Raw genomic sequence first — 20,506 nt, 5'->3', positions numbered from 1 at the left:
AGCGGATTTCCCGATTCGCCGGTCACGGGCTTGACCTTGACACGGTGATAACGTTTCTACTTGGGCGCAGGAGGTGGTCCCGATCAACACGACCAACGTAACCCCGCAGAACACCCGCGTGGCCAACGCCCTGGGCGCCGAGGACTCGTCGGTCCGGCTTCAGGCGGCCCTGGCGGTCGGCTCGAACCCCGACCCCGTGTTCCTGGAGACGCTCGTCGAGCGGTGCGCGCTCGAGCCGGATTTCTTCGTACGCGACATGCTGTCCTGGGCGCTTCTCCGCCTCTCGCCGGAGATCACCCTGCCCCGGATCCGCCAGGAGCTCGACTCCGAGCGCACCCAGGCCCGCAGCCAGGCGCTGCACACGCTCTCCAAGATCAACGACAAGAGCACGTGGGCCTGGATCACCCGCGACATGCTGCGCGACGCCGACGACGGGGTCGCGCGGACCGCGTGGCGCGTCGCGGTCGTCCTCGTGCCCGAGGACGAGGAGAAAGACCTGGTCGACGAACTGGTTCTGCAACTCGGCCGCGGCGACCGCAGCGTGCAACTGAGCCTGAGCCGGGCCTTCGTCGACCTCGGCGACGTGATCAAGCCCGCCCTGGAGGAGGCCGCGGAGAATCCCGACCCGGTGGTGGCCACGCACGCCCGTGCCACCGAGCTACTCCGGCAGAACCCGGAGACCGGTTTCGACGCGGCCGTCGAAGCGGCGAAGCGCTTGGTCAGACTCGGCCCGGAACGAGCTGCTGCTGCCGCCGCCGCGGCCGCGGCGGCAGGCACCGAGACCTCGGAGACCGCCGAGCCCACGGAGACGACCGAGTCGACGGAGGCTGCCAAGGCCGCAGAGGCTTCGGAGGCCGCGGATTGCTGATCGGTGATGTGGCCCGCCACTCCGGGGTGAGCACCCGGATGCTCCGGCACTACGACGCCCTGGGGCTGGTGCGGCCGACGGGCCGCACCGTCGGCGGCTACCGCGAGTACTCCGCCGAGGACGTCCGCAGGATCTTCCACGTGGAGAGCCTGCGGTCCCTCGGGCTCTCGCTCAAGCAGATCGGGCGCGCGCTGGAGGACCCGGCCTTCACGCCGTCCGCCTTGGTCAGCGACCTCATCCGGTGGACGGAGGACCGCCTGGCGCGGGAACAGGAGCTGCTCGAGCGGCTCCGTGCGGTCGATGCGTCGGCGCCCACCGGCTGGCAGGGCGTCCTGCGCATCGTCGAACTCATGCGGGAACTCAACTCGACCAGCGCCGCGCGCAGGCAGCAGGCCGTCCTGGCCCGGTCGGAGGGCGTGTCGGTTCCCGCCGAGCTGCTGGCCGGGGCGGTCCTGGCCGAATCCGACCCCCACGTCGCAGGCGCCCTGCGCTGGGCGCTCGCCCGATCGGGCGGCGATGGCGTGGCGGCGCTGGACGCCGGCGCGCACTCGGAGGACGTCGACATCCGGCGGCGCGCGGTGCTGGCGATCGCCGAGATGCCCGAGGCTCCGGGTGCGACCGCGGTGCTCGCGGACGCCCTCGGGGACCCGGACACGACGGTGCGCAGGCACGCCGCTCTGGCTCTGGGCAGGCATGGGGTGGCCGCGGCCGTGCCCACACTCGTCGGCATGGTGGTCGAGGGCTCCAACGACGTGGACGCGGCGGAGGTTCTGGGAACGCTGTCCCAGGACCCCGGGTGCGCGGACCGGATCACGACCGCCCTGGTCGACGAACTCGCCGCGCCCACCGCGGACTCCGCGACGCGGATCCGCCTCACCCAGGCGCTGGTCGAGCTCGCGGGAACCACCGCGCAGGAGGTCCTGCGCCAACTGGCCGACGACGACGACGACCGCGCCGTCGCCCTCGTCGCCTCGGCCCTCGTCGGAATTCTCGAAGAGCGGTCCCCCGAAGACCGAGCCGACGAGGATTCCTGAAAGCGCGCCACCGAGGCGCCGCGGCACCCGGTCCCGGCGGGCATGTTGCCGCCGGGACCGGAGACGGCGACGACTTCCTCGTGGTCATCACCCACCCGACAAGATTGTCCAAGGCCCCTTCCAGGGCGTCGACATCACTGAGCACCAGAGTCGGTCAGAAGTTCACGTCCGTTGACACATGCTGGGGGACAAAAGCAAGACCTACACCATGGACATCACTGGCAGCTTCGACCTGGCCGGGGATAAGGGGCACCTCGCGGTGGACCTCGGCGCTGCCCACATCGATGAGATCTTCGCCAACGGCAACGCCTACGTGAAGGGTGTTCAGGGCGTGGGCGACGGCTGGGGGTCTATACGTCGCGACAAAGCCGAGGCCCACTATGTGCTCCGCGCGCCGCTGAACGATCCCGAGCACGTACTCCAGCAGGTAGCCGCGATGCGCCAGATCACGAAGATCGGCCAGGAGCAGGTAGACGGCGTACCGGCCGCGCACTACCGCGGCACCATCGACTACACCACACTCACGCTCCGGATGGCGCCTAGGGAGCGTATTGAGTCGTGATCAATTTGCGGGATGTGCCTTCGCGGCAGGGCCGGATCCGGTAGACCGTCTTGCGTGACGCGTGTGCAACTGACGGACCCGGAGTGGGCGTTCATCGAGCCGTATCTGCCGATCGGCGAATACGGCCCGTACCCCGAGCGGCTGCGACAGCAGTTCGAGGGCGTGATCTGGCGGTTCCGGACGGGTGGGCAGTGGCGGGAGATGCCGGCGGAGTTCGGTGCCTGGTCCACATTGCCGGTCGCGGCACTAGTGCTACCGCCTGGAAGTCCTGCGGGGGTCATGGAGCTGTGTTGGCGGCATCCCAGCGTTGGCGGGATGCCGCGATGGCTTCGCGGTGGTCGGCTGACCAGTCGGCGAGCGACTTGACCAGGAAAGTGAGGCTGTGGCCCATCGGGGTCAACTCGTACTCGACCCGGGGCGGGACCTCGGGGTGGACGGTTCTGGAGACCAGGCCGTCGCGCTCCAGGCGGCGGACGGTCAAGGTGAGCATCCGTTGGGAGATGCCGGAGATCGCGCGTTGGAGCTGGCTGAATCGGCGTACTCCCTGGGCCAGTTCGACGATCACCAGGACCGACCACTTGTCCCCGACCCGGTCGAGGACGTCGCGGATTCCGCAGTCCTCGTGTTCCTGGCCGCAGGAGACCACAGGAACTGTGGTTACTGCCATGTGCCCCACTGACATTGAAGTGCCTCCTTACGAAATGTTCTCCGGTTATCGATGATGGTGTCAGTTACCGAAGAGAACCACTAGCGAGGGGATGAACCGATGATCCTTGTCACCGGTGCCACGGGTGGCCTGGGGAAGCTCGTCGTTGAGCGTCTGGCTGGGCGTGACGACGTGGTGGTCGGCACGCGGACTCCGCAGAACATTCCGGCAGGGGTACCGGTGAGGCGCATCGACTTCGACGATCCGACTTCCTTGAGGGACGGCTTCGCCGGCGTCGACACGCTCTTGCTCATCTCGGCCGGGTACGGCGAGGACGACGTGGTCATCGCACGTCACGGCGCGGCAATCGAGGCGGCGGAGAAGGTCGGGGTCGAGCACATCGTCTACACCAGCCTTTCCGCCGCAGGGGATCATCTGACCTATGCGCTGCCCCACCGCTGGACCGAGCTCAGGCTGATGAGGGGCACCACGCGCTGGACGATCCTGCGCAACGGCCTCTACGCGGAGCTGCTTGCGATGTTCGCCGTCACGGACCCCGGCGGTAAGCTCACCGTTCCGCTGGGGGATGGGCGGCTGGCCGCAGTGGCTCGCGAGGATCTGGCCGACGCTGCCGTACGGGTTGTCACCGACGTGCCCTCGCACGTGGGACGGTCCTACGAGCTGGTCGGGGAGCAGGCGATCGGCGGCGACGACCTCGCTCGGCTCGTCGCCGAGGCTACCGGGACCTCCGTCTCCTTCGAGCCGGGCACCCTGGCCCAGGCTCGCGCATCGATCGCTGCCTCTGGAGCGGCCGCCTTCCAGGTCCCGATGCTTGTGGGCACCTTCTCCGCGATCGCGGGGGGTTTCATGGGCGGCACCGAGAACGATCTCGCCAAACTGCTTGGCAAGACCCCGCGTTCCGCCCTCGGTGTCATCACCGCCGCGGTGAACGCGCGGCAGTGATCGCTGAGTGCTTTCACGCCGCTTTGAGTGGGCTGCCGTCGTAGGTCCAGCGGAACGGGTGAGCGTCCTCGTTGTACGCGATGGTGAAGCCGTCGATGCGGTCGAGGAGGTTCTGGCGGGAGTTGAACTCGCCGCGCCGGATGAGCCGACGACCGAGGATCGAGAAGAAGATCTCCACCTGGTTCAACCACGAAGCGTGCTTGGGCGTGTGGTGGACCACGAACCGGGGATGGACCTTGAGCCAGGCCCGGGTGGCCTTGGAGGTGTGCGAGGAGCCGTTGTCGATCACCAGGTGGATCGTCAGTTCCTTGTTGATCCAGGTGTCCAGGCGGTGCAGGAAGCGGATGAAGTGCTTGGAGTCGTTGCGGGGCAGCTCCTCGGTGATCACCTCGCCGGTGTGCACATTGAGCGCGGCGGTGATCGAGGCGGTGCCGTGGCGGCGGTACTCGAACTCCACCCGTTCCGCACGGCCGGGCGCGGGCGGGACGGTGGGGTGGCGGCGCGAGCGGGCACCCATCGCGGTCTTCTCGTCCACACTGATCACCACCGAGTTGGCGGGGCAGTGCCGGTACAGGTCGCAGACCTCCGCCGCGCGGGTGAAGAACGCCGGGTCCTGCGGGCGGGTCAGCCAGCCGCGCACCCGGTGTGGCTTGAGGTCCAGGTCCCGCAGGATCCGTCCGACCTGGGATCGGGAGATCCCGGTGTCGGACAGGAAGGTGGCGATGCCGGCCTGGGTCCACTGCGAGTCGCCCTCGGGACGCTGGGAAGTCACCGTGGCCACGATCCGCAACCGGTCCTCGGGCGTGTACCTCCGCGGGCGGCCCGAGCGTTTGCGGTCGGCCAGGCCGTCCATGCCCTGCTCGCACCAGCGCCTGCGCCACCGCCGCACGGTGTCCACGCCGCACCGAAGGTCGTCGGCGATCGCCTCGTTGCTCGTGCCGTCGGCGGCGGCCAGGACGATGCGGGCGCGCTGCACCTGGCGGGCCTGGGCGGTCGCCTTGCGGGCGACCGCCTCCAGTGCCACCCGCTCCGCCCCGCCGAGTGTGACCTGCCACGGGCTGGGCACCCCCACCGCCACCGCTCCCCACCGCCGGTCGATCATGACAAGCGGGCAGGGTATCGGCCACCCTGGGCACCATGCCCGCCAAACCCGTACCGGAGTTCACCAAGCTCGCCGTCGCCTCCCGACTGCGCGACCACGCCGCGACCCGCTGGCCGCAGCTGACCGACCTGACGGTGCGCTGGCGGGGCCAGTTCGTCTACGCGGCCGCCACCCTGCCCGGCGAGGACGAACCCGCACCCCTGTTCCGCCTGCGCTACCTCGGCACGCCCGACCTGTGGGACTTCGCCATCCACCTGGGCAGCAGCAACGCCTACGAAGACTCCCTCCTGCCCTCCGGCAGCCCCGAGGGCACCCCCGAAGAAGCCCTCGATTGCGCCTGCGGGCTGTACCTCAGCGACCCCTCCGCATGGCTCCAACCACCCCAGCAGGACTAACGCGCGGTAGCACTAGCGCTCCGTCCGCAGGCCCTTCAGGGTGAGCGTCAGCAGGCGGTCGGCCAACTCCGGGTCGTCCGGAGCCTGCTCGGCGGCCAGGGCGATGGCGTTGGTCAGCTGCATCAGGTCCCCGACGGACACGTCCGGCCTGACCGCGCCGCTCTCCTGAGCCCGTACGAGCAGCCGCTCACCGGCCGCGTTCATCGGCGTACTGCACCGCGCGAGGGCCGAACTGCCGTCGCGTGAGGCCGACATGAGTTCGCGGGCGAGCCCCCGGTACTCACCCGCATGAGTGATGATGTCGCGCAGCCACGTGACGAGTGCCGAGCACGGCTGCTCGCTGTCGGCCAGTTCCCGCGCGTGTGCGAGGAGCTCGTCGACGGCGCCCTGGAAGACCGCGCTCATCAGTGCGTGCCGGGTGGGGAAGTGCCGGTAGAGCGTGCCGATCCCCACTCCGGCGCGGCGAGCCACATCTTCGAGCGAGGCGCTCGTGCCGTGCTCGGAGAAGGCGGTACGGGCCTCGGCGAGCACGCGCTCGTAGTTGCGGCGGGCGTCGGCGCGCATGGGACGTACCGCCGGTGTCTGTGCACTGCTCGCCGCCATGACCCTCGCCTCTCTCCCGCTCTCGCCTTCAGGATGCCACCGAAAGCCGAGGGCCCCGCCGGATCTGTCGATCGATCGGCGGGGCCCTCGGCTCTCGTACGGCCGGACGGTCAGTCCTTGATCTCGCAGATCGCCGCTCCGGAGGTCACCGACGCGCCGACTTCGGCGGCCAGGCCCTTGATGGTGCCGGCGCGGTGGGCGTTGAGGGGCTGTTCCATTTTCATGGCCTCAAGGACGACGACGAGGTCGCCTTCCTTGACCTCCTGGCCCTCCTCGACCGCGATCTTGACGATGGTGCCCTGCATGGGGGAGGCCAGGGTGTCGCCGGAGGCGGCCGGGCCGGACTTCTTCGCGGCCCGGCGCTTGGGCTTGGCACCCGCGGCCAGCCCGGTACGGGCCAGCGTCATGCCGAGCGAGGACGGCAGGGAGACTTCCAGGCGCTTGCCGCCGACCTCGACGACGATCGTCTCGCGACCGGACTCGTCGTCGTCCTCGTCCGTGCCGGGGGCCGCGTAAGGGGCGATGGTGTTGGCGAACTCGGTCTCGATCCACCGGGTGTGGACCGTGAACGGGTCCGATGTGAAGGCGGGGTCGGCGACGACCGCGCGGTGGAAGGGGATGGCGGTCGCCATGCCCTCCACGTTGAACTCCGCCAGGGCGCGGGCGGCGCGCTGGAGGGCCTGCTCACGGGTGGCGCCGGTGACGATCAGTTTGGCGAGCAGGGAGTCCCAGGCGGGGCCGATGACGCTGCCGGTCTCGACGCCGGCGTCCAGGCGCACGCCGGGCCCGGTCGGCGGGGCGAAGGTGGTGACGGTGCCGGGGGCGGGGAGGAAGCCACGGCCGGGGTCCTCGCCGTTGATGCGGAACTCGAAGGAGTGCCCGCGCACCGCCGGGTCGTCGTAACCGAGCGCTTCGCCGTCGGCGATGCGGAACATCTCCCGCACGAGGTCGATGCCGGTGACCTCTTCGGTGACGGGGTGCTCGACCTGGAGGCGGGTGTTGACCTCCAGGAAGCTGATGGTGCCGTCCTTGCCGACGAGAAACTCGACAGTTCCGGCGCCGACATAGCCGGCTTCCTTGAGGATCGCCTTGGACGCCGTGTACAGCTGCGCGTTCTGCGCGTCGGACAGGAACGGGGCCGGGGCCTCTTCCACCAGCTTCTGGTGGCGCCGCTGGAGCGAGCAGTCACGGGTGGAGACGACCACGACGTTGCCGTGGGTGTCGGCCAGGCACTGGGTTTCGACGTGGCGGGGCTGGTCGAGGTAGCGCTCGACGAAGCACTCGCCGCGCCCGAACGCGGCGACGGCCTCACGCACGGCGGAGTCGTAGAGCTCGGGGACCTCTTCGAGCGTCCTCGCGACCTTCAGGCCGCGTCCGCCGCCGCCGAAGGCCGCCTTGATGGCGATGGGCAGCCCGTTGGCCTTCGCGAACGCCACCACCTCATCGGCACCCGACACCGGGTCGGGGGTGCCGGCGACCAGCGGCGCGCCGGCGCGCTGGGCGATGTGGCGGGCGGCGACCTTGTCGCCGAGGTCGCGGATGGCCTGGGGCGGGGGGCCGATCCAGGTGAGACCGGCGTCGAGGACGGCCTGGGCGAAGTCGGCGTTCTCGGAAAGGAATCCGTAGCCGGGGTGGATGGCGTCGGCCCCCGAGTCCGCGGCGGCCTGGAGCACCTTGGCCATGTCCAGGTAGCTGGCGGCCGGGGTGTCACCGCCCAACGCGAACGCCTCGTCGGCCGCGCGGACGTGAATGGCGTCCCGGTCCGGATCGGCGTAGACGGCAACGCTCGCGATCCCGGCGTCCCGGCAGGCCCGGGCAACGCGGACAGCGATTTCGCCTCGGTTGGCGATCAGCACCTTGCGCACGATGGCTCCCTCCTTGAAACAAGCTGAGTTTAGACCGACCGGCAGTAGGGGAGCGGCATCGCGGGGTCTGGCACGCACGCCCCCAAGGCCTTAAGGGCCAGGGGGGGACCCCCTCCGGCGTTGTCGTCAATCATCAACGCTCCGCGTTGACTCAATCCTCCGCCTTGCAGCCGCACGCACCAGACCCCGCTCCTCCCCCCGCTCCCCTACTGCCGGGCGGTCTTAGGGACTCCTGACACGGCCCTACGACCCGTCCCCAATGGTGAGCTTGCCCACACGGAGCGTGACTCGAGGCTCGCGCGAGTGGCGAATTCCCTTGTCGCACCACGGTACGACGAGTTCTCCCACCGCACAGTAGCCCTCGGGTGTGGCGCAGGTCTCTGTCCGGGTGCCCAGCGGCACCCCGGCATTCTTTGTGGATTCCCTACGAATGACCGAATGATTCTTTGCCGTCCGCACCCGTCCGCACCCGTCCGCACCCGTCCGCACCCGGCGCCGCCCGAGGCCCCGCCCCGGCCCGCACCAGTCACGTCCGCCCCCTTGTCCCCAGGCGTTACTCATTAGTAGCGTCTGAAGGGTCGTCGCGTACCAGGGGTAACAGCAGGGAAGAGGGTGGGGCGCCGTGGCCCGGAGACCTATAGCCGCCGTGGCTGGGGCCGTGTTGTTCGCCGAAGCCGCCGGCATCGTGTTCGTCAACTGGATCCTCGGCAAGGTCGTCGACAACCAGTCGATGTCCCTCGCCGGCCTGGACCCCGACGTGATGTCCACCTCGACCTGGGTGATGGGCGCGGTCTTCGGCCTCTACCTCCTGGCCTGCGGCGTCTTCTTGCTGCGCGCCGCCCTTACGGACCGCGCACCCGGCCGCCTGCCCCGGATCATGCTCACCGCGTGCGCGGTGGTGCACGGGGTACTCGGGGCGCTGGCGGTCGGTCTGGTCGGCTGGGCGGCGTTCGCGCTGATGATGGGTGCACTCGGCCTGATCGTGCTGTCGCTCATCGCGTACGGAGCCCGCGACGGGCGCGCGCCGGTGACGGACACCCCGCCGCCCGGCCCGGAAAACGGCACCCCGGCGCCGGCCTGAGGGGCCGTATCAGCACGCGAACCGGGGCGAACCGGCGCTCAGAATCGCGGATTCACAGTCCACGGCCCACAGCGTGCTCAGTTCCTCGGCGAGCGCGGCCATGAGCCGCCGCATGTCCGCTGGGGCCGACTCGTGCATCGCCTCGGAGATGATCAGCACCCGGCTTGTTGTCTCCCGCACGGCGGACGCACCGCTCTGCCGGTTGGTCCAGCGCCGGGAGTGGGCCTGCCCCGACTCGTCGGCGAAGACGACTTCACCCGGGACAGGGTTCTCCGTACCGCCGGAGAACGTCAGGTACTCCTCGTCGCCCGTCGCCCGACGGACCTCCAGGTCCCCCGAGATCGCGGAAAGGTCGAATACCCCGACCGGAATCGCGAAGGCGAGCGACACGGCGTTGCAGAGGTCGATCAGCGGATGAATCCGGGGCAGTGACCGCTCTTTCCGGAACCGCCGAAGAAGCGATTCCGAGGCGCAGCGGTACTGGGTCGGCCTGAGTCCCATTCGGGAAAACGTCCGGCGCCAGGCCTGAATCTCATCCATTTCTCCTTCCGGGGCGAGCGCCAGCCGGGACTCCGCGGCGGCGTTGTACTTTTCGACCGTACGGTCGACCGCCGCGTCCTTGGTGATTCCGTCGGCGAAGAGAACCCCGGGAACGAGTTCGGGGAAGTCGTCCCAGATCTGCTGAGCGTGCTGAAATTTCATCGGGTCTCTTTCGTGGGCCAGTCGGTCAGAGCAACGCAAGCCGGGCACCCAGGGCCGCGAAAGCGCCTGCGAAGGCCCTGCGGAGACCGGTCAGTACACGGGGACGGGACAGGACGTGGCGCCTCATCGCGGCGGCGAAAACCCCGTACGCGGCGAAGACGACGAGCGTCATCAGCATGAATGCCGCGCTCAACTCGACCATGCGCAGAACGGAATGCGGCTCACCCGCCGTCACGAACTGCGGGAGGAACGCGAAGAAGAAGATCGTGAGTTTGGGGTTGAGAATGTTGATCAGCACCCCGGAGGTGATCACCCGCGCCACCGAACGCGGTTCGGATTCCTTCTCCACGGTGAGAGCGTCCTTGTTCCGCAGAATGCTCCAGGCCATGTAGAGGAGATAGGCGACACCCAGGTACTTGAGGATCTGGAATGCCATGGCACTGGTGTGCGGCAGCGCCGCGAGGCCGGTGATCGCCGCCACCAGGTGCGGAATGATGCCCAGCGTGCAGCCGACCGCGGCGACGGCGCTCGCGCGCGCCCCGCGCGAGAGCCCGGCCGCCATCGTGTAGAGCATTCCGGTGCCGGGAGTGGCCACCACGATCAACGAGGTGAGGAGGAATTCCGTACTCATGCCCTCACTCTGGGGTCACAATGGACTCATGAACAGGTCCAAAGGCGGCGCCACCGACCGGTCCATAAGTACGTCTCCCGGCGCGGACTTCCTCCAGCTCAGCATCGGCGAGGCGCCGGCCCGCGGACTGTCCGACTGGCTGGCCGAGCGCATGCGAGCCGGCATCGCGGACGGCAGCCTTCCGGTGGGCAGTAGGTTGCCGGCGACGCGGGTGCTCGCGGCCGAACTCCGCGTGTCGCGAGGGGTGGTGACCGAGGCGTACCAGCGCCTGACCGAGGACGGCCACATCGCGGGCCACGGGCGGGCCGGGACCGTGGTGGTGGCTGCCCCGGTCACTCCTGCCACTTCTGCCGCTCCCGCCAATCCCCCCACTCCCACCCCTCACCCCGGCGCGGTGTTCGACGTAACGCCGCCCGGCCCGGGGGTCTTCGACGCCCTGCGCGCGGCGCCCGCCCGCATCGATCTGTCGCCCGGCCTGCCCGATCTGGCCACCTTCCCGCGTGCGGCGTGGCTCCGTGCGGAACGCGCCGTACTGAAAGACCTCTCGGCGTCCGACCTCGGATACGGAGATCCGCGCGGCGCACCCGAGTTGCGACGCGCCGTCGCGAACTGGCTGGCCCGCAACCGCGGGATCAGGGTGGACGCCGCGGAGGTTCTCATCACGTCGGGAACGGCCCAGGGCCTCGGTCTGCTGGCGCAGGTGCTGCGCGACGACGGGGTCTGCGCCATCGCAGTCGAAGACCCCGGTTCGCTGGGGGCCCGCCAGCACCTGCACAACCGCCGGCTGGAGACTCCACCGGTCCCGGTCGACACCCACGGCGTACGGGTGGACGCGCTCCGCGCCACCGGCGCGCCGGCCGTGCTGCTGACCCCGGCCCACCAGTTCCCGACCGGCGTGGTGCTCGGCGGCGTACGACGCCGGGAGCTGATGCGGTGGGCGGCGCAGGGCGGGCTGATCGTCGAGGACGACTACGACGCGGAGCACCGCTACGACCGCCCACCCGTGCCGGCCCTGCGCTCACTGCTCCCCGAGCGGGTCTGCTACGTAGGGAGCGTGTCGAAGCTCCTCGCTCCCGCGCTGCGGCTGGGCTGGATGCTGGCGCCGCCGAAGTACCGGGACGCGCTGGCAGACGCCAAGCGTTACGCGGACCTCGGCAACGCGGTGCTGCCGCAGCTGGTGCTGGCCCGGCTGATGCGGTCCGGTGAGATGGAACGCCACTTGCGGCTGCTGCGCGGACGTCACCGCCGGCGCCGGGACGCGATGATCGCGGCTGTCGCGGAGCACCTGCCGGGGGCGGTGGTGCACGGTGCGGCGGCGGGGCTGCACCTGGTGGTCACCTTCGAGCGGGCGGACCTTTCGGACATCGCCTTCGCGGCGGCGGCGCTGGAGCGCGGCGTGAAGCTCCAGCCCCTCTCCTGGCACCGCCAACTGCCGGGTCACCCCGGCCTGCTCCTCGGTTACGCCGCGACGGCGCCCGGCGCGATCGGCGAAGGCGTCGCGGTGCTGGGCGAGACCCTGCGGGACGTCAAACCCACAGCTCGGTGATCGGCGTCCCCACCTCGCCCAGCAGCCGGCGCAGCAGCGGCAGCGACAGCCCGATGACGTTTCCGGGGTCGCCGTCGATGCCGTCGATGAACGGTGCGGAGCGCCCGTCGAGGGTGAACGCCCCGGCGACGTAGAGAGGTTCACCGCTGGCGACATACGCCGCGACCTCGGCGTCCGTCGGCTCCCCGAACCGCACCACGGTGGACGCGGTGGCACTCGCGCGCAGCCCGTTCGCGGTGTCGATCACGCAATGCCCGGTCTGCAGCACACCCGACCTGCCTCGCATGGCCTTCCACCGCGCGAGCGCGTCCTCGGCGTCACGCGGCTTGCCCAGCGCCTCGCCGTCCAGCTCCAGCACGGAGTCGCAGCCCACGACCAGGGCGGCGGCGGCCTCCGGCCGGGCAGCGACGGCAGCGGCCTTCGCCTCCGCGAGCACGAGCGCGAGCTCACCCGGCGTAGGGGCGTCGACGGCGTCCTCGTCGACACCGCTGACGATCACCTCGGGCGCGAGCCCGGCCTGCCGCAGCAGTGCGAGGCGGGCGGGCGAGGCGGAGGCGAGCACGAGTCGGCGGCGCGGATCAGTCATGCGGTACATCGTACGAGGGCGCCCAGGACGGGTCAGGCGTCGAGGGGCAGGATCCGGAAGGCGTCGAAGCCCTTGGTCAGGGGCGTGATGGCCCGGAAGTCGCGCTGATCGAGGGTGAAGATCCGGTCGGTGCGGAACCGGTCGGCCAGGACCACGCCGACGGCGTCGGCCAGGTCCAGCCGCAGACCTTCGTACTTCTGTCGCACCTCGTGCGCCGCTACGAGGTCCACGGGGTGCAGCGGGGGGAGTTTGTACTGGCCGTCCATGAGGCGCCCGTTGAGCGCTTCCATGACGAGGAGTGCCTGCGGGAAACCGAAGTCGCGGTGAACGAGATGGTCGAGTTCGGTGACGACCAGCGGCGAGATGGCGAGAGTCTCGTCGTTCATGACGGTGGATGCCTCGACGTACTGGGGATGCTCCATGTCGAAGGCGGCGAAGAGGGCAGAGGTGTCCGCCACGACGATCATCGGCGGGCAGACCTCTCCTTGATGTGCTCGTAGATGGCGTCGTCCATCTCTTCCGCGGTGACCAGGCGGCCACTCCTGAATGCGGGCAGAGGCCGGCTGCTCTTGGGGCGGGACGAGTTGTCGAGCAGCTGGGCGATGCCCCGGCGGATGAGCTCGGCCTTGCTGACTCCCGTGGCTGCCGACTCGGCGTCCAGCCGGAGCTCAAGCTCTTCGGGAAGGTACACCGTCGTCTTTATCATGCCACGCATGGTACCACCCGTATGGCACGGCGGGGATTTAGTGGATACCCACCACCAGCATCGCCACCACCATTGCCACCGCCAGCAGCAGGCCCGCGCGGCGGAGCATCGCCTCCGTCTCGCGCAGCTCTTTCGGAGGTTTGTCCTCGGGGTCGGACCACAGCATGCCTTCGATCCTGCGGCCCGAACCCCGCTCCCGCCTGAGTACCTGTACTCAGCCGGCCCAGTACCAACGGACTAATCACAGCGCCGCGAAGCACCCCGCCCCGGCCGCCGCGACCGCCGCTTCCGCCGCCCGGGCCGCGTCCGCCTCGCGCATCTCCTCACGGCTCACCGCGAAGCGGTAGTAGAGCGGCGCCGACACCGCCCGGATCACTTCGCCCGCGTCCGTCCCGTCCGGCACCTCGCCCCGCCGCACCGCCCGCTCCACGCACGGCGTCCACTCCCGGATGCGCGTCGCGTAGAACCCGCGAAGCGCGATCGCGCACTCCTCGTCGCATGCCGCCGCCGCGATGACCGCCTGGAACACGGGGCCCATCCGTGCGTCGGTCAGGGTCTTGTGTACGAGGCGGGCGTTGGCCAGCAGGTCGCCCGCCAGGGAGCCGGTGTCGGCGGCCGCCACTGACTGCTCGGCCATGTCACGCAGCAGGTCGGCGAGCAGGCCGGCCGTCGAACCCCATCGTCGGTACACCGTCGTCTTGCCGACCCCCGCGTCCGCCGCGACCCGGTCCAGGTTCAGGCCGTGGAAACCGCCCTCGACCAGCGCCTCCCGGGTCGCTTCGAGCACGGCGGCGCGGACCTTGGCTGTGCGCCCGCCGGGTCGCACGGACCCGGGGGGATTTCGCGATACGCCTTCCAAACGGGAAATCTGTTCCATTAGAAGCTCCCACTCTGCTACGGTCTCCCCCATCTTAACGGAACCAAGTTCCCATTAGGGAGAGCCTGCTCGATGAACACCAAGCGCGTCCGCCGTAGCGTCGCCCCGACCGTCGCCGCCATCCTCGCCCTCAGTCCGCTCGGCGTTGCGCAGCCGTCCGCCGCGTCGCACCCCACCCGCTGGACCGCCGCCTGGGGCGCGTCCCCCCAGATTCCCAGCACCGGATTCACGCCCAACTGGTCGCAGGAGGGCTTCTCCCGGCAGACCGTCCGCCAGGTGGTCCGTGTCACCGCCGCCGGTGAGCAGGCCCGTATCCGCGTTTCCAATACCTACGGCACGTCGCCGCTCACCATTACCGGCGCCACCGTCGCCCGTACGGCGAAGAGCGCCGCCGTCGAGCCGGGCAGCGTTCGCCACCTCACCTTCTCCGGTAAGCGCTCCGCCGTGATCCCCGCACGCGGTGAGCTGCGCAGTGACGCATCCCTACTGCCGCTGCGGCGGCTGGAGTCCGTCACCGTCACCCTCTATCTCGCCGGCACCACGGGGCCATCCACCTTCCACTCCCAGGCGTGGGCCGACACCTACCGCGCCGACGGCGACCACCGCGCCGACACGTCCGGGAAGGCGTTCAAAGACTCCACCCCCTCCTGGTACTACCTGTCCGGCGTCGAGGTGAGCTCCGAGCGGCGTACGAAACAGAACGGGATCGTCGTCTTCGGCGACTCCATCACCGACGGCTTCGGATCGACCCCGGGCACCGATCGCCGTTACTCCGACGCCCTCGCCGAAAGCACCGGCCGCCCGGTCGTCAACCAGGGCATCGGCGGCAACCTCGTCCTCAACGACTCGGCCTGGTACGGCGAACGCGCCACCGCGCGCTTCGCCCGTGATGTCCTGGACCAGCCAGGCGCATCCACGGTTGTCGTCCTGGAAGGTCTCAACGACATCGGCTTCAGCGAGGCCGAGGGCCAGCCCACCTACAAGCCGGCACCCGTCGTCTCCGCCGCCGAACTCATCGCCGGCTACCGCGTACTGATCCGCGCCGCCCACGCCAAGGGCCTCAGGGTCGTCGGCGCCACCCTCCTCCCGCTCAAGGGCTCCGACCACTGGGGCGAGCACGCGGCGGAGGTCAGCGACGAGGTCAATCACTGGATCCGTACATCGGGTGAGTTCGACGCGTACGCCGACTTCGACAAGGCGCTCGCCGACCCGGCGGACCATGACCGACTGAACCCGGCGTACGACCACGGCGACGCGCTGCACCCCAACGACGCGGGCTACCGGCTGATGGCGCGGACAGTCGCCGAAGCCCTCTGAGGCCGAAGCCCTTCAGGGGGTGTCCGGTCAGGCGATCAGTCTGGTGCCTTCACCGGCGGCGGCCTGGAGCAGTACGTCGGCCAGTTCGTCGGGGGAGGAGAGCATCGGCCAGTGACCGGTGTCGAGTTCGAAGAAGCTCGCCCGGGGGTCGGCGAGCGACTGGAACTGGGGTTCGCCCGACGCCACCGCCTCCTGGGCCATGGCGATGCGCATGCCGTTGGCGGTGCAGAAGACGCCCGTCAACGGGAGCCCGTCCGCCGCTCCCGACAGCCGGACCGGCTGGGTGATCGTGGCCAGCGGCTGGGGCGCGGCGAGGCGGACCAGCCGTGTCAGTGTGTCCGGGGGGACACCGTCCACGCTGCCCCAGGAGGCCCAGTCCTCGTGCGGCGGCGGGGGCAGCCGCCAGTCGTCTCCGGCCTGCTCGATCCGGTGCAGCAGCGGTTCGCGGAGATGGTCGGGCAGCGCGTCGAGTGCCGACCGGCCGTCCTGGGGCATGCCTCCGTCCACGCAGACGACCCGGGCGAACCGCTCCGGGCGCCGGTCGGCGGCGCCCATCACCGGGTGAATGCTGTAGCAGTGGCCGACGATCACCACCTCCGGCGCTTCCACCTTGTCGATCAGCTCCACCAGATCCTCGATGTGCGTTTCCAAGTCCGTTTGGGGACCCGCCTCGTCGCGACGGTCGCCGAAGCCCGTGAGCGTCGCCGTGTGCACCTCGGATCCCGACTCCCGCAGCCGGCCGGCCACGTCCTCCCACACCCAGCTGCCGCAGTAGGGTCCCGGCACCAGCACGAACGTTGTCATGATCGCCTCCTTGTATCGCCTGCCGGTACCGTAGGAACTCCCCCTGAGGGAGGTTCAAGCCTTGTCCCCCGACGGCATGTTGAGCATCGGAGAGCTCGCCGAGCACGCGGGCGTCACCGTCAAGACGGTCCGCTTCTACTCCGACCGCGGCCTGCTGCCCGAGGCCGCCCGCAGCAGCGGTGGCCACCGCAGATACGGCCCCGAGGCGATCGAGCGGCTCCGCCTGATCCGCTCGCTGCGCTCCCTCGACCTGCCCGTCCCGGAGGTGCGCAGGGTCCTCGACCGGGAGGACACGCTGGAGGACGTCGTAGCGGGACAACTGCGGGAGCTCGGCTCGCGGCTGACCGCCCTGCGCTGGCGGGAGGCCGCCCTCCAGCTGCTCCAGAACTGCACCCCGGAGGAACGCGCCGACCGACTGCGCCTGGTCGGCGTGCTCCTCCGGGGTGCCGCCCCGCCCAGCACCGACGCGGCGGTGCGCTTCTGGCGGCGCTGGCTGCCCGCGCGGCTCCCGGCCCGGCTGGTCTCGGCGATCACCGACGAGACGGTTCCGCAGCCGCCCGCGGATCCGACCCCCGCCCAGGTGCTGGCCTTCGCCCGGCTGCACGCCTTCGTCTCCGGTGTTTCCCCCGGCGCCGGTCACTGCCGGCCGGCGGCGCACCAGCCCGACCAGGGCTACCGTCCCGCCATCCTCTACGACGGCCTGCGCGAAGCCCACGCGCTGGCGTCGGCCGAGATGCGGGCCGGGCGGGCACCGCACCAGGGTGAGGCGCTGGACTGCTTCGTGGCCGCACACGCCTGCGCGTCCGGAGGACGGGACACCCCCCTCTTCCGCCACCACCTGAGCGGCCGGCTTTCCGCCGACCCCCGCATCGACGGCTACTGGCAGTTGGCAGCCGAAGTGGTCACCCCGCCGTCGGGCCCCCCGGACCCCAACCTCGGCGCCACCGACGCCTGGTTCCGCGCCGCCCTGCGCCCGGCTTCCTGCTGAGACCGGCGGGCTTCGGCACGCCGAAGGCCGGCCCCCGTAAACGCTTCGACGCGTCTACGGGGCCGGCCTTCACGTGCGCAAGCGCGGCTTACGGCTTCCAGTGCCGCTCCCGGCAAGCTTTGCCCCGTCGCGTCGTCCAGCACGCACGCTCGCTGCGTTGGCCGAAAACCCTGGTAGCTCCTCCCCCAAGCGCTCGACTTCGTTCGAGCAGGGGAGACCCCATCCAAGGGCTTCCGGCCGCCTTGCGATCGCACGCACTGGACGACGCTCCTTGTGGGGCAAACATTGCCGGTCGCGGCACTAGCCCGGCCAGTACGTCCGGCCCCACGCCGTCGCAGACGGCTGCGGCAGCCGGTGCCGGGCCACCCGCGCCGGGTCGGACCAGGCGGCGGCGGGCGGCTGGTCCGCGCCGGACGGCGAACCGGCCGCCGCCGCGGCGCGTGCCCGGACCACCGCGAGCGCGGCGGCCAGTTCCTCCGGGGTCGGGTTGCCCCGTACGACCTTGATCATCGTCAGCGGCCTCTCTAGAGCGGGATGTTGCCGTGCTTCTTCGGCGGGAGGGATTCCCGCTTGCTGCGCAGCTGACGCAGCCCGCGCACGATGTGGCGGCGCGTCTCCGACGGCATGATCACCGCGTCGACGTAACCGCGCTCGGCGGCGACGTACGGGTTCAGCAGCGTGTCCTCGTAGTCCGCGATCAGCCCGGCGCGGGTCGCCTCCGGGTCGTCCGAGGCGGCGATCGTGCGCCGGTGCAAGATGTTCACCGCGCCCTGCGCCCCCATCACCGCGATCTGCGCGGTCGGCCACGCCAGGTTCAGGTCGGCGCCCAGGTGCTTGGAGCCCATGACGTCGTAGGCCCCGCCGAACGCCTTGCGCGTGATGACGGTGATGAGGGGGACCGTCGCCTCGGCGTACGCGTAGATCAGCTTGGCGCCGCGCCGGATGATGCCGCCGTACTCCTGGTCCACGCCCGGCAGGAAGCCCGGCACGTCCACGAAGGTCAGCACCGGCACGTTGAACGCGTCGCAGGTGCGGACGAACCGCGCCGCCTTCTCCGAGGCGTTGATGTCCAGACAACCGGCGAACTGCATCGGCTGATTGGCGACGATGCCCACCGGATGGCCTTCGACCCGCCCGAAGCCGGTGACGATGTTCGGCGCGAACAGGGCCTGGGTCTCCAGGAACTCGCCGTCGTCCAGCACGTGCTCGATGGCCTTGTGCATGTCGTACGGCTGGTTGGCGCTGTCCGGGATCAGGACGTCCAGCTCGCGGTCCCCCTCCGAGATCTCCAGGTCGGCTTCCTCGGGGAAGGCCGGCGCCTCGCTGAGATTGTTCGAAGGCAGGTACGACAGAAGGGACTTGACGTACTCGATCGCGTCCTTCTCGTCGCCCGCCATGTGATGCGCGACGCCCGACGTCGTGTTGTGGGTGCGCGCGCCGCCCAGCTCCTCGAAGCCCACGTCCTCGCCGGTGACCGTCTTGATGACGTCGGGTCCGGTGATGAACATGTGCGAGGTCTGGTCGACCATCACCGTGAAGTCGGTGATCGCGGGCGAGTACACCGCGCCGCCCGCGCACGGCCCGACGATCAGCGAGATCTGCGGTACGACGCCCGACGCGTGGACGTTGCGGCGGAAGATCTCGGCGAACAGGCCGAGCGCGACGACGCCCTCCTGGATGCGCGCACCGCCGCCGTCGTTGATGCCGATGACGGGGCAGCCGGTCTTCAGCGCGAAGTCCATGACCTTGACGATCTTCTCGCCGTACACCTCGCCGAGCGACCCGCCGAAGATCGTGAAGTCCTGCGAGTACACGCAGACGGGACGGCCGTCGACGGTGCCGTAACCCGTCACGACACCGTCGCCGTACGGGCGGTTCTTCTCGATGCCGAAGTTCGTCGAGCGATGCCGGGCGAACTCGTCGAGCTCCACGAAGGACCCGTCGTCCATGAGCAGTTCGATCCGCTCCCGGGCCGTCAACTTGCCCTTGGCGTGCTGCTTTTCGACCGCGCGCGCGGAGCCGGCATGCGTTGCTTCGTCGATACGGTGCTGCAGATCCGCGATCTTGCCCGCGGTGGTGTGACTGTTTACATCGGGCTTGGCGCACTCGGGCTCGGACATCGGGATGCGGCTCCCTGCCTGTTCAGCGGACGGCTACTGACCCGTAGCGTATCGGCGCGTGTGGCGCTTGGCAGTGCGTCGTTTGCCACACCTACGCTGGGTTGCATGACGCCTCCCGATGCCTCAGGCCACCGCTGGTCCGACCTCGACCGGCCCCCGCTCAACGCCTCAGGGCTGCGCCGCGCGCTCGTGCGCCCCGACGGTCTGTGGACCTCCCTGGATGTCGTCGCCGCCACCGGCTCGACCAACACCGACCTGGCCGCCCGCGCCGCCGACCTGCCCGAAGGCGCCGTGCTGGTCGCCGAGGAACAGACCGAGGGCCGCGGGCGCCTGGACCGGCGCTGGTCGGCGCCCGCACGCTCCGGGCTGTTCTTCTCCGTACTGCTCAAGCCCACCGAGGTGCCCGTGGAGCGCTGGGGCTGGCTGCCGCTGCTCGCCGGAGTCTCGGTCGCGAGCGGACTGTCCCGCTCCGCCGGCGTCGACACAGCGCTCAAGTGGCCCAACGACCTGCTGGTGACCGTCGGTGCCGAGGAACGCAAAGCGGGCGGGATCCTCGCCGAGCGGGCCGGGGACGGCGTCGTCGTCGGCATCGGCATCAACGTCACGCTGAACGAGGCGGAACTGCCGGTGCCCGGAGCGGGGTCCCTGGCGCTCGCCGGGGCCGTCTCCACGGACCGCGACCCGCTGCTGCGCGCCGTACTGCGCTCCCTCGCCCAGTGGTACGGCGACTGGCGCGCGGCCGGCGGCGATCCCGCGGCGAGCCGCCTCCAGGAGACGTACGCCGCCGGCTGCGCCACGCTCGGCCGCAGCGTGCGCGCCGAGCTGCCCGGCGGGCGGTCGGTGACCGGCGAAGCGGTCGCCCTCGACGGCGACGGGCGGCTGGTGCTGGCAACGGCGGACGGGGTGCAGCAGCCGGTCGGGGCGGGTGACGTCGTACACCTGCGACCCGAGCCGGGTCCAGAGGCGACGCACGGGACGGGGGAGTGAGGTAGGGCACACCTGTCGTATCGTTGAGGCGATCCGCGAAGGATCATGCGATAGACGATCGGCAGGCCACAGAGCAGTGCGAGTGCGCAGGGAACGGGCAGAACGGGCAGGAGGCGGTACGTG

24 protein-coding genes and 1 pseudogene are annotated in these 20,506 nt (G+C 70.3%); 11 read left to right on the top strand and 14 right to left on the bottom strand.

What is annotated here, in order from left to right:
- Positions 1-73 precede the first annotated feature (73 nt).
- The 4 genes and pseudogenes from ACU6WZ_RS09540 to ACU6WZ_RS09525 all read left to right on the top strand — a co-directional run.
- Positions 74-868, top strand: coding sequence for a HEAT repeat domain-containing protein (locus ACU6WZ_RS09540; protein ID WP_447032681.1), 795 nt, complete (start codon positions 74-76; stop codon positions 866-868).
- Positions 862-1,902 (top strand): MerR family transcriptional regulator, encoded by a 1,041-nt coding sequence (locus ACU6WZ_RS09535; RefSeq protein WP_447032680.1) that lies wholly within the window; start codon positions 862-864, stop codon positions 1,900-1,902. The genes ACU6WZ_RS09540 and ACU6WZ_RS09535 overlap by 7 nt, the downstream gene beginning before the upstream one ends.
- A gap of 178 nt (positions 1,903-2,080) precedes the next feature.
- The gene (locus ACU6WZ_RS09530) at positions 2,081-2,464 is read left to right on the top strand and encodes a hypothetical protein (protein ID WP_447032679.1); all 384 of its coding nucleotides are present in this window, start codon (positions 2,081-2,083) and stop codon (positions 2,462-2,464) included.
- 54 nt (positions 2,465-2,518) lie between these two features.
- Positions 2,519-2,698: pseudogene (locus tag ACU6WZ_RS09525) on the top strand (transposase); the annotation flags it as partial.
- A 43-nt stretch (positions 2,699-2,741) separates the two neighbouring features.
- On the opposite strand, the gene ACU6WZ_RS09520 reads toward ACU6WZ_RS09525, so the two are convergent.
- Complete coding sequence (locus ACU6WZ_RS09520; protein WP_447032490.1) at positions 2,742-3,146, bottom strand: winged helix-turn-helix transcriptional regulator; 405 nt, start codon at positions 3,144-3,146, stop codon at positions 2,742-2,744.
- 84 nt (positions 3,147-3,230) lie between these two features.
- On the opposite strand from ACU6WZ_RS09520, the gene ACU6WZ_RS09515 reads away from it, so the two are divergent.
- On the top strand, positions 3,231-4,073 hold the full coding sequence (locus ACU6WZ_RS09515) for an NAD(P)H-binding protein (RefSeq protein WP_447032489.1): 843 nt from the start codon (positions 3,231-3,233) through the stop codon (positions 4,071-4,073).
- 13 nt (positions 4,074-4,086) lie between these two features.
- Here ACU6WZ_RS09515 and ACU6WZ_RS09510 read toward each other — a convergent pair whose 3' ends face one another.
- Positions 4,087-5,175: an IS630 family transposase gene (locus tag ACU6WZ_RS09510; protein WP_447032488.1), complete on the bottom strand. Its 1,089-nt coding sequence runs from the start codon at positions 5,173-5,175 to the stop codon at positions 4,087-4,089.
- A 35-nt stretch (positions 5,176-5,210) separates the two neighbouring features.
- Between ACU6WZ_RS09510 and ACU6WZ_RS09505 the strand changes: the two genes are divergently transcribed.
- Positions 5,211-5,570, top strand: coding sequence for a hypothetical protein (locus tag ACU6WZ_RS09505; protein ID WP_269274032.1), 360 nt, complete (start codon positions 5,211-5,213; stop codon positions 5,568-5,570).
- A 12-nt stretch (positions 5,571-5,582) separates the two neighbouring features.
- Here the strand turns inward: ACU6WZ_RS09505 and ACU6WZ_RS09500 are convergent, their stop codons facing one another.
- Positions 5,583-6,173, bottom strand: coding sequence for a TetR/AcrR family transcriptional regulator (locus ACU6WZ_RS09500; RefSeq protein WP_447032678.1), 591 nt, complete (start codon positions 6,171-6,173; stop codon positions 5,583-5,585).
- Positions 6,174-6,283: 110 nt separating this feature from the next.
- A complete protein-coding gene (locus ACU6WZ_RS09495) occupies positions 6,284-8,038 on the bottom strand; it encodes an acetyl/propionyl/methylcrotonyl-CoA carboxylase subunit alpha (protein WP_447032677.1) in 1,755 nt (584 codons plus the stop codon).
- 622 nt (positions 8,039-8,660) lie between these two features.
- Here ACU6WZ_RS09495 and ACU6WZ_RS09490 point away from each other — a divergent pair.
- Positions 8,661-9,119 carry a hypothetical protein gene (locus ACU6WZ_RS09490; RefSeq protein ID WP_447032676.1) on the top strand — a complete coding sequence of 153 codons (459 nt, stop codon included), beginning with the start codon at positions 8,661-8,663 and terminating at the stop codon, positions 9,117-9,119.
- A 9-nt stretch (positions 9,120-9,128) separates the two neighbouring features.
- On the opposite strand, the gene ACU6WZ_RS09485 is transcribed toward ACU6WZ_RS09490, so the two are convergent.
- Together ACU6WZ_RS09485 and ACU6WZ_RS09480 are read right to left on the bottom strand one after the other, a co-directional pair.
- Positions 9,129-9,821, bottom strand: coding sequence for a B3/B4 domain-containing protein (locus ACU6WZ_RS09485; RefSeq protein WP_447032675.1), 693 nt, complete (start codon positions 9,819-9,821; stop codon positions 9,129-9,131).
- A 25-nt stretch (positions 9,822-9,846) separates the two neighbouring features.
- Entirely contained in the window at positions 9,847-10,452 is a 606-nt protein-coding gene (locus tag ACU6WZ_RS09480; protein ID WP_447032674.1) for a LysE family translocator, read from the bottom strand.
- 28 nt (positions 10,453-10,480) lie between these two features.
- On the opposite strand from ACU6WZ_RS09480, the gene pdxR reads away from it, so the two are divergent.
- Positions 10,481-11,998 (top strand): MocR-like pyridoxine biosynthesis transcription factor PdxR, encoded by a 1,518-nt coding sequence (gene pdxR, locus ACU6WZ_RS09475; RefSeq protein WP_447032673.1) that lies wholly within the window; start codon positions 10,481-10,483, stop codon positions 11,996-11,998.
- Here the strand turns inward: pdxR and ACU6WZ_RS09470 are convergent.
- From ACU6WZ_RS09470 to ACU6WZ_RS09450, 5 genes are all read right to left on the bottom strand, one after another.
- Entirely contained in the window at positions 11,979-12,593 is a 615-nt protein-coding gene (locus ACU6WZ_RS09470) for a nucleoside triphosphate pyrophosphatase (protein WP_447032672.1), read from the bottom strand. The genes pdxR and ACU6WZ_RS09470 overlap by 20 nt on opposite strands.
- 23 nt (positions 12,594-12,616) lie before the next feature.
- Positions 12,617-13,051 (bottom strand): PIN domain-containing protein, encoded by a 435-nt coding sequence (locus ACU6WZ_RS09465; protein WP_447032671.1) that lies wholly within the window; start codon positions 13,049-13,051, stop codon positions 12,617-12,619.
- Positions 13,048-13,290 (bottom strand): ribbon-helix-helix protein, CopG family, encoded by a 243-nt coding sequence (locus tag ACU6WZ_RS09460; protein WP_447032670.1) that lies wholly within the window; start codon positions 13,288-13,290, stop codon positions 13,048-13,050. Before ACU6WZ_RS09460 ends, ACU6WZ_RS09465 begins: the two co-directional genes overlap by 4 nt.
- A gap of 37 nt (positions 13,291-13,327) precedes the next feature.
- A complete protein-coding gene (gene mmpB, locus ACU6WZ_RS09455; protein ID WP_447032669.1) occupies positions 13,328-13,456 on the bottom strand; it encodes a morphogenic membrane protein MmpB in 129 nt (42 codons plus the stop codon).
- 75 nt (positions 13,457-13,531) lie between these two features.
- On the bottom strand, positions 13,532-14,167 hold the full coding sequence (locus tag ACU6WZ_RS09450) for a TetR/AcrR family transcriptional regulator (protein WP_447032668.1): 636 nt from the start codon (positions 14,165-14,167) through the stop codon (positions 13,532-13,534).
- Between the two features lie 72 nt (positions 14,168-14,239).
- Here ACU6WZ_RS09450 and ACU6WZ_RS09445 point away from each other — a divergent pair, with 72 nt between their 5' ends.
- A complete protein-coding gene (locus ACU6WZ_RS09445) occupies positions 14,240-15,484 on the top strand; it encodes an SGNH/GDSL hydrolase family protein (protein ID WP_447032667.1) in 1,245 nt (414 codons plus the stop codon).
- A 27-nt stretch (positions 15,485-15,511) separates the two neighbouring features.
- Here the strand turns inward: ACU6WZ_RS09445 and ACU6WZ_RS09440 are convergent, their stop codons facing one another.
- The gene (locus tag ACU6WZ_RS09440) at positions 15,512-16,288 is read right to left on the bottom strand and encodes an alpha/beta fold hydrolase (RefSeq protein WP_447032666.1); all 777 of its coding nucleotides are present in this window, start codon (positions 16,286-16,288) and stop codon (positions 15,512-15,514) included.
- Positions 16,289-16,364: 76 nt separating this feature from the next.
- Between ACU6WZ_RS09440 and ACU6WZ_RS09435 the strand changes: the two genes are divergently transcribed.
- Positions 16,365-17,276, top strand: coding sequence for a helix-turn-helix domain-containing protein (locus ACU6WZ_RS09435; protein WP_447032665.1), 912 nt, complete (start codon positions 16,365-16,367; stop codon positions 17,274-17,276).
- 300 nt (positions 17,277-17,576) lie between these two features.
- On the opposite strand, the gene ACU6WZ_RS09430 is transcribed toward ACU6WZ_RS09435, so the two are convergent.
- Both ACU6WZ_RS09430 and ACU6WZ_RS09425 read right to left on the bottom strand, forming a co-directional pair.
- Entirely contained in the window at positions 17,577-17,786 is a 210-nt protein-coding gene (locus ACU6WZ_RS09430; RefSeq protein ID WP_447032664.1) for an acyl-CoA carboxylase epsilon subunit, read from the bottom strand.
- Positions 17,787-17,800: 14 nt separating this feature from the next.
- The gene (locus ACU6WZ_RS09425; RefSeq protein ID WP_447032663.1) at positions 17,801-19,396 is read right to left on the bottom strand and encodes an acyl-CoA carboxylase subunit beta; all 1,596 of its coding nucleotides are present in this window, start codon (positions 19,394-19,396) and stop codon (positions 17,801-17,803) included.
- Between the two features lie 105 nt (positions 19,397-19,501).
- On the opposite strand from ACU6WZ_RS09425, the gene ACU6WZ_RS09420 reads away from it, so the two are divergent.
- Complete coding sequence (locus ACU6WZ_RS09420; RefSeq protein ID WP_447032662.1) at positions 19,502-20,383, top strand: biotin--[acetyl-CoA-carboxylase] ligase; 882 nt, start codon at positions 19,502-19,504, stop codon at positions 20,381-20,383.
- Positions 20,384-20,506 lie beyond the last annotated feature (123 nt).

It is taken from the genome of Streptomyces hypolithicus, assembly GCF_052934925.1.
The sequence above is the reverse complement of the archived record's forward strand: the minus strand, read 5'-3'. Positions and strand labels throughout refer to the sequence as shown.

What these genes read in the sequence shown, in the direction of transcription:
- ACU6WZ_RS09515 (WP_447032489.1), top strand. Translation starts at nt 3,231, where the DNA reads ATGATCCTTGTCACCGGTGCCACGGGTGGCCTGGGGAAGCTCGTCGTT.
- ACU6WZ_RS09530 (WP_447032679.1), top strand. Translation starts at nt 2,081, where the DNA reads ATGCTGGGGGACAAAAGCAAGACCTACACCATGGACATCACTGGCAGC.
- ACU6WZ_RS09430 (WP_447032664.1), bottom strand. Translation starts at nt 17,786, where the DNA reads ATGATCAAGGTCGTACGGGGCAACCCGACCCCGGAGGAACTGGCCGCC.
- ACU6WZ_RS09485 (WP_447032675.1), bottom strand. Translation starts at nt 9,821, where the DNA reads ATGAAATTTCAGCACGCTCAGCAGATCTGGGACGACTTCCCCGAACTC.
- ACU6WZ_RS09465 (WP_447032671.1), bottom strand. Translation starts at nt 13,051, where the DNA reads ATGATCGTCGTGGCGGACACCTCTGCCCTCTTCGCCGCCTTCGACATG.
- ACU6WZ_RS09520 (WP_447032490.1), bottom strand. Translation starts at nt 3,146, where the DNA reads ATGTCAGTGGGGCACATGGCAGTAACCACAGTTCCTGTGGTCTCCTGC.
- ACU6WZ_RS09480 (WP_447032674.1), bottom strand. Translation starts at nt 10,452, where the DNA reads ATGAGTACGGAATTCCTCCTCACCTCGTTGATCGTGGTGGCCACTCCC.
- ACU6WZ_RS09460 (WP_447032670.1), bottom strand. Translation starts at nt 13,290, where the DNA reads ATGATAAAGACGACGGTGTACCTTCCCGAAGAGCTTGAGCTCCGGCTG.
- ACU6WZ_RS09510 (WP_447032488.1), bottom strand. Translation starts at nt 5,175, where the DNA reads ATGATCGACCGGCGGTGGGGAGCGGTGGCGGTGGGGGTGCCCAGCCCG.
- ACU6WZ_RS09505 (WP_269274032.1), top strand. Translation starts at nt 5,211, where the DNA reads ATGCCCGCCAAACCCGTACCGGAGTTCACCAAGCTCGCCGTCGCCTCC.
- ACU6WZ_RS09420 (WP_447032662.1), top strand. Translation starts at nt 19,502, where the DNA reads ATGACGCCTCCCGATGCCTCAGGCCACCGCTGGTCCGACCTCGACCGG.
- ACU6WZ_RS09440 (WP_447032666.1), bottom strand. Translation starts at nt 16,288, where the DNA reads ATGACAACGTTCGTGCTGGTGCCGGGACCCTACTGCGGCAGCTGGGTG.
- ACU6WZ_RS09450 (WP_447032668.1), bottom strand. Translation starts at nt 14,167, where the DNA reads ATGGAACAGATTTCCCGTTTGGAAGGCGTATCGCGAAATCCCCCCGGG.
- ACU6WZ_RS09470 (WP_447032672.1), bottom strand. Translation starts at nt 12,593, where the DNA reads ATGTACCGCATGACTGATCCGCGCCGCCGACTCGTGCTCGCCTCCGCC.
- ACU6WZ_RS09425 (WP_447032663.1), bottom strand. Translation starts at nt 19,396, where the DNA reads ATGTCCGAGCCCGAGTGCGCCAAGCCCGATGTAAACAGTCACACCACC.
- pdxR (WP_447032673.1), top strand. Translation starts at nt 10,481, where the DNA reads ATGAACAGGTCCAAAGGCGGCGCCACCGACCGGTCCATAAGTACGTCT.
- ACU6WZ_RS09445 (WP_447032667.1), top strand. Translation starts at nt 14,240, where the DNA reads ATGAACACCAAGCGCGTCCGCCGTAGCGTCGCCCCGACCGTCGCCGCC.
- ACU6WZ_RS09500 (WP_447032678.1), bottom strand. Translation starts at nt 6,173, where the DNA reads ATGGCGGCGAGCAGTGCACAGACACCGGCGGTACGTCCCATGCGCGCC.
- ACU6WZ_RS09435 (WP_447032665.1), top strand. Translation starts at nt 16,365, where the DNA reads ATGTTGAGCATCGGAGAGCTCGCCGAGCACGCGGGCGTCACCGTCAAG.
- mmpB (WP_447032669.1), bottom strand. Translation starts at nt 13,456, where the DNA reads ATGCTGTGGTCCGACCCCGAGGACAAACCTCCGAAAGAGCTGCGCGAG.